Genomic DNA, 3,720 nt, shown 5'->3' with positions numbered 1-3,720 from the left:
TGCAAATCCTCCAAGCAAGCCGACTCGTAGAAGCAGAAAACCTCAGAAGGCAACTTCTTAGAATCCCCGCCATAAATGGCGGGGGTGGATGTCAATTTATGTCAGTAATGCACTTCCATCTTCGTCAGAAAAAGAGCGAAAAACCCCGAGAGAACATAACAAAAGAAGTAATTGGTTTATTAAATCCAGCATTCGGGAATACCTGTGTCGATTCTGAAGACCCCAAGAAATAAAGAAGAATTCAGGAGTCAGAATCAATTAAGTGACTGAATTAAGCTCCAGGTTGTCTTTTATAATCAGACAACCTGGAGCGGTGCTAATTGCTAATGTGGATTCAAGACTGGCGATAGCAGGCAAATTCCATTGAAAAAGTAGCCATACCAGAAGTAAGCGATCGCAATTCTGTAGAATACCCAAACATTCGCGCTAGCGGTACTTCCGCTCGAATCACCGTGTATCCCTGCATTGTCTCGGAACCCAACAACAAACCCCGACGAGAGGATAAGTCACCTTGAACCCTTCCCATAAAATCGTTGGGTGTTTCCACCTCTACAAGCATAATGGGTTCGAGGATGTAGGGTTTTGCTTTAGCGATCGCACCTTCAATTGCTTGATGGGATGCTGACCGGAAAGCCAATTCTGAAGAGTCAATTGGGTGATAAGAACCACCATCCAAAACGACTTTCACCCCAATTACCGGATAGCCTTGCAGCTTTCCTGATTGCATCGCCTCACGGAAACCCTTCTCACACGCCGGGATATATTCTTTGGGAATCGCACCCCCAACCACCCGATTTTCAAAGACAAACGGCTCTTCTGTGGGTTCAATCCACCCAGTAATATGGGCGTATTGACCAGGGCCGCCTGACTGTTTCTTGAATCGGTAGTCAAAGGTAGCTTGTTGTCCAATGGTTTCGCGGTACGCCACCGCAGGAGTACCAACGAAAACCTCGGCGTTATATTCCCGTTGGATGCGTTCGAGGTAAATTTCCAAATGGAGTTCGCCCATCCCAGAAATCAGAGTTGCTCCTGATTCGGGGTCAATGCTCAATCGGAAGGTGGGATCTTCCCTTTGAAAGCGATTGAGTGCCTTGGAAAGGCGATCGCTATCTTCCTGTTTCTTGGGCGTAATCGCCAGCGTAATTACTGGTTCCGGTACAAACATCTTCTCTAGAGATACCAGTGGTTCCCCAGAACAGAATGTATCACCAGAAGCGCAATCCACACCCAACAGAGCCACAATATCCCCAGCCACGGCAACTTTTAGCTCTTCTCGCTTATTGGCGTGCATTCTCACCAAGCGACCGATTTGCACTCGCTGTTCAGTCCGCGAGTTGTAGACGGTATCGCCGGGTTTGAGCGTCCCAGAGTAAATCCGGGTATAGGTCAACTGTCCAAAGGACTCGACGGTGAGTTTAAATGCCAATGCCACCAAGGAAGCATCGGGGTCAGGGGAGAGAGTGATTAGGGATTGGGTACTGGGTACTGGGGATTGGGAATTGCTTGTCCTAGTTCCCAGTCCCCAATCCCCAGTCCCTAGTCCCTTGACTTCCCTATCTACGGGAGATGGTAGATAGAGCGCAACTGCGTCTAATAAGTTTTGCACTCCTTTATTTTTGAATGCCGAACCCAACAGTACAGGCGTGAATTCGAGGCTCAAGGTTGCCTGTCGGATGGTTTGCCAAATTAATTCTTTGGGAATCTCCTCACCCGCCAGTAACATCTCAGTCATCGGTTCTGAGAACAGCGACAAAGTATCTAGCAGCTGATCGCGTGCCTGTTGCGCCTCATCCCTAAGAGGTTCGGGAATTGCCTTTTTCACCAAGTTTTCCCCGTTTTCGCCCTCAAAGTAGTCGGCGGTCATTTCCACCAGGTCAATCACTCCCTGGAATTGGTCTTCACTGCCGATAGGATACTGGAGCAATACCGCATTTAGTTGTAAGCGATCGCGTATTCCCTGTACTACACGCAATGGATCTGCCCCTGTCCGATCCATCTTATTGATGAACGCCAAACGCGGCACACGGTAGCGCTTCATTTGCCGATCCACTGTAATAGATTGGGACTGCACACCCGCCACAGCACACAGCACCATCACTGCCCCATCTAATACTCGTAGAGCGCGTTCTACTTCAATTGTGAAATCTACGTGTCCAGGTGTATCAATCAGATTAATTTGGGTATCATGCCATTGACAGGTAGTAGCAGCAGAAGTGATGGTTATACCATGCAGCTTTTCCTCTGGCATAAAATCCATCGTTGCACCCTTACCGCCTCCCCGCACTTCCTCAATAGCGTGGATTCTGCCTGTGTAGAAGAGAATTCGCTCTGACAGCGTAGTTTTACCAGAGTCGATGTGGGCAGAGATACCAATATTTCGGATGCGTGTTCGGGGAATCATAAAATTTCCTTTTGTTCAAGCGACAAACAGTCACCAACTGAGTAGTGATATATTTTGTATTATATATGTAGTATGCAAAAAAGAAAAGGCTAATAATACAGAAAAACCGTTGATGGTTGCCCTAGCTGACGTTTAAAATAGGTTTCAAGCGGAGGAAATAAAAGCTTGAAATTGATATTGGTAGCTCCCGACTCTTTGTTGTGTGCAGCCTTTCAACAGCATTTTAATTATTTACCCAATGTAGAAATAGTGAATGACTATTTCGAGTGGTTGCCAGATTTTGATTGTATGGTTAGCCCTGCTAACTCTTTCGGAATGATGGATGGTGGCATAGATGCGGCAATTATCCGTTTTTTCGGTCATTCCTTAATGGCAAGAGTCCAGCAGCGCATTCTTGAAGATTATTTGGGTGAACAGCCTGTAGGAACATCATTGATTGTGGAAACAGGTCATCACAAGCATCCTTTTTTGGCTCACACCCCTACGATGCGAGTTCCCATGATTATTACTGGGACAGATATTCCTTATATCGCGATGTGGGCTATGCTGTTAGCAGTTCGCCACCATAACCAACAGGCTAGGCAAAAAATTAACACCATTGCCTGTCCTGGATTGGGTACAGGAATAGGACGAGTGCCATATACTGAATCCCCAGGGAGTTTTACTGCTGACGAAAGAGAAAAGTGTGTATAAAATTGACTCGTCTTCAGTGGTACAGCCAGAATGTCTAATTTCACACTTCAACAAATCTTCGGTGATAACGCCGTACAAGATGGCGATTCAATCACGATCGCAAAAGCTGACTTAGCTCAAAACACTGGATTCACCGCCAGTGACGAAAACGATGGCGAATCTGTACTTACCGCCTTGATTGTTCAGGCTGAATCATTGGGGCTGAACACGGATAATAGAGACGGTGGGGAGGATTCTGACCCGAGAATCAGTCAGCAAGTAGCTGTATCAAGTTCATCGCCAGCATTGATTACCCGCGCTGACGTTGATGGAAACATCTTGTATTTCAAGCGCGATTCTTACACAATCGATCTTGATTTTCCACTCCCTGCAACGGTCAACCCGAACGACTATTAGACTAAGACATAATCTCGCAAATCAATTACTCAATAAAACGAATGCTCTTGTTGAGGGGCATTCGTTTTTTTATTGAACTTTTAGATAATTCTTGAGTGATTCAGCCCGCCGTATCCAGCCATCAAGAAATACTGTCTGGCTACCAACTCCCCAACGGCGATAATCAGCTTCTCGGATATCAAAATAATTGTGAAGGAGCAAATCTTCTTTATTTTGAGAGAGCCAATAGT

General features: G+C 46.1%; 4 protein-coding genes. 3 read left to right on the top strand and 1 reads right to left on the bottom strand.

Annotation, left to right across the window (positions count from 1 at the left end; all coding sequences use genetic code 11):
• On the top strand, positions 1 to 233 hold a 233-nt coding region (locus V7K67_RS12745; protein ID WP_335166814.1), incomplete at its 5' end, for a hypothetical protein.
• 101 nt (positions 234 to 334) lie between these two features.
• Here V7K67_RS12745 and fusA read toward each other — a convergent pair.
• Complete coding sequence (gene fusA / locus V7K67_RS12740; protein ID WP_335166812.1) at positions 335 to 2,401, bottom strand: elongation factor G; 2,067 nt, start codon at positions 2,399 to 2,401, stop codon at positions 335 to 337.
• A 165-nt stretch (positions 2,402 to 2,566) separates the two neighbouring features.
• On the opposite strand from fusA, the gene V7K67_RS12735 reads away from it, so the two are divergent.
• Positions 2,567 to 3,094, top strand: a complete 528-nt coding sequence (locus tag V7K67_RS12735; RefSeq protein WP_335166810.1) for a macro domain-containing protein — start codon at positions 2,567 to 2,569, stop codon at positions 3,092 to 3,094.
• Positions 3,095 to 3,124: 30 nt separating this feature from the next.
• Positions 3,125 to 3,490, top strand: coding sequence for a hypothetical protein (locus V7K67_RS12730; RefSeq protein ID WP_335166808.1), 366 nt, complete (start codon positions 3,125 to 3,127; stop codon positions 3,488 to 3,490).
• Positions 3,491 to 3,720: the final 230 nt, after the last annotated feature.

The sequence above is a fragment of the Nostoc sp. genome (assembly GCF_036917155.1).
In the GTDB taxonomy this organism is placed as follows: Bacteria; Cyanobacteriota; Cyanobacteriia; order Cyanobacteriales; family Nostocaceae; genus Nostoc.
Note: the sequence above shows the minus strand (reverse complement) of the source record. Positions and strands in the feature narration are given on the sequence as shown.

Excerpts from the sequence above, each read along its gene's own strand:
- V7K67_RS12730 (WP_335166808.1), top strand. The coding sequence starts at position 3,125 with ATGTCTAATTTCACACTTCAACAAATCTTCGGTGATAACGCCGTACAA.
- fusA (WP_335166812.1), bottom strand. The coding sequence starts at position 2,401 with ATGATTCCCCGAACACGCATCCGAAATATTGGTATCTCTGCCCACATC.